This window comes from Kitasatospora sp. A2-31 (assembly GCF_022288725.1).
In the GTDB taxonomy this organism is placed as follows: domain Bacteria; phylum Actinomycetota; class Actinomycetes; order Streptomycetales; family Streptomycetaceae; genus Kitasatospora.
In genome coordinates this window covers 494911-496897 of the sequence record NZ_JAKNTA010000003.1, presented here as the reverse complement: position 1 = coordinate 496897, position 1987 = coordinate 494911, and the positions used below count along the sequence as shown (strand labels likewise).

The window sequence follows — 1987 nt, the reverse complement described above, 5'->3', positions numbered from 1 at the left end:
GCCCGCAGCAGCTCGGCGACCTGGTGGTCGAAGTCCCGGCGCCGCTCCAGCGCCCACAGCTCGGTGGCCGTGTTGCCGCGCACCCGCAGCAGCAGCGTGACGTACGGCAGCTCCGCCAGCAGCACCTCGGCGGTCCGCCGGACGACGTGTTCCAGCCGGTCCACCGCCGCGCCCTCGACCGCGCCCGGCTCGGCGAGGATCGCGAAGAGCCCGTCCAGCGCCCGCCCGACGGCGAGCCGGAGCAGCTCCTCCTTGCCGCGCACGTGGTGGTAGATCGACGACTTCGAGATGCCGGCGGCCCGGGACAGGTCCTCCATCGAGGTCCCGTCGTAGCCGCGCTCGTTGAAGACGTCGACGGTCACCGCGAGCAGCGACTCCACGGTGTAGGCGGTGCGCGTGGTGTGATCGGCCATCCTCCGAGTATCCCCGGCGCCGCTCGACGCGGTGCGGTCGGGTCCATCGGTCCGCACCGGCACGAGGACCGAGCGCCTAGACTCGCCGGACGATCGTCCACGGCCAGCAGGGTGGGGTCCAGAGCATGAACGCAATACCGGCAGTCGCCTCCGACGCGCCCGAGCGGCGCAGCGAGGGGCCGGGCGCCGCACCCGGGGCCGGGTGGCGCGATCGCGCCCGCGCGCTGGTGCTGCGGTTCGGGCCGGCCGTCTGGTGCTACGCCGTGCTCAAGCTGGTCGGCTTCACGGTCTTCATGAAGCTGCTCTCGTTCTCCGGCGACTACCTGAAGAAGCACCCCCGCTTCGGGGGCGGGGCCAACCCTTGGGACGTGCTCGCCAGCTGGGACGGCTGGTGGTACCAGCAGGTCGCCGAGTTCGGCTACCACCCGGCGCTGGTGCCCGTCGCCAACGGCGTGCCCGGCTTCACCGTCGAGCAGAACTCGGCCGCGTTCTTCCCGCTCTACCCGGGCCTGATGCGGCTGGTCTCGGACACCACCGGGCTCGGCCTGTACGGGGCCGGGATGCTGGTCTCGGTGGTGGCCTCGCTGTTCGCCGCCGCCGGGATCCACGCCGTCGTGGACCGGCTGGCCGGCCCCCGGGCGGGCGTGGTCGCGGCCGGCCTCTGGGCGATCGCCCCGGGCTCCGGCGCCGAGTGGGCGCTCTACTCCGACTCGCTGTTCGTCGCGCTGGCGTCCTGGGCCTGCTACTGCGTGATGACCAGGCAGTGGGTCGCGGCCGGTGCGGTCACGCTGGTCGCCGGGCTCAACCGGCCCACCTCGGCGGCGCTGATCGGCGCGGTCGGCCTGGCCGCGCTGGTGGAGCTGTACCGGCGCGGGAGCGGCGTCGTCCGCCCGCTGACCGCGATGCTGCTCGCCCCGCTCGGCCTGCTCGGCTACGTCGGCTGGGTCGGCTGGCGGGCCGGCGAGTGGGGCGCCTACTTCACCCTCCAGCGCGACGCCTGGCTGCACTACTTCGACTACGGCCAGGGCACCTTCTACGCCGTCCGCGGCGTGCTGCTCGGCCGCACCGACTACCCCTTCGCCTACCCGGTCGCGGACCTGCTGGCCACCCTGATCGTCTTCTCGCTGCCGGCGCTGATCGTGCTGCTGATCCGGCTGCGCCCGCCGCTGGTGCTGACCGCCTACACGCTGGCCACCATCGTCTCGGTGCTCGGCAGCCTCGGCATCTTCGGCAACACCTCGCGCTACCTGCTCCCGGCATTCCCGCTGCTGATCGCGCTCGCGGTGGCCATGCGCAAGCTCAGTTGGCCGGTGCTGGCCGCGGTGCTCGGCACGGGCGCGATCGCCTCCGGCTGGTACGGCGGGTACGTCATCTTCGAGCTCGGCATCCCGTAGCCGGCCCGGCTTCGCGCGGGCAGCGGCCGGCAGGCCCGGCCCCGCCGCCTCCAGGGGGCGCGTCCACCACGGCCCCGCCCCCTCCGGCGTTTCCGGCACGTTCCGGAGACCGCTACCGCACACCCTCTTGAGCCGACCGATCGTTCGGTTACTCTGTGACGTGTCCCGTCCTCCCCTCTG

General features: G+C 73.3%; 2 protein-coding genes. One reads left to right on the top strand and one right to left on the bottom strand.

What is annotated here, in order from left to right:
* A partial coding sequence (locus MCM47_RS11020; protein ID WP_238860866.1) for a TetR/AcrR family transcriptional regulator occupies window positions 1–413 on the bottom strand: 413 nt, incomplete at its 3' end.
* 125 nt (window positions 414–538) lie between these two features.
* On the opposite strand from MCM47_RS11020, the gene MCM47_RS11015 reads away from it, so the two are divergent.
* Window positions 539–1807, top strand: coding sequence for a glycosyltransferase family 39 protein (locus MCM47_RS11015; RefSeq protein ID WP_238860863.1), 1269 nt, complete (start codon window positions 539–541; stop codon window positions 1805–1807).
* The last annotated feature ends 180 nt before the right edge of the window (window positions 1808–1987 follow it).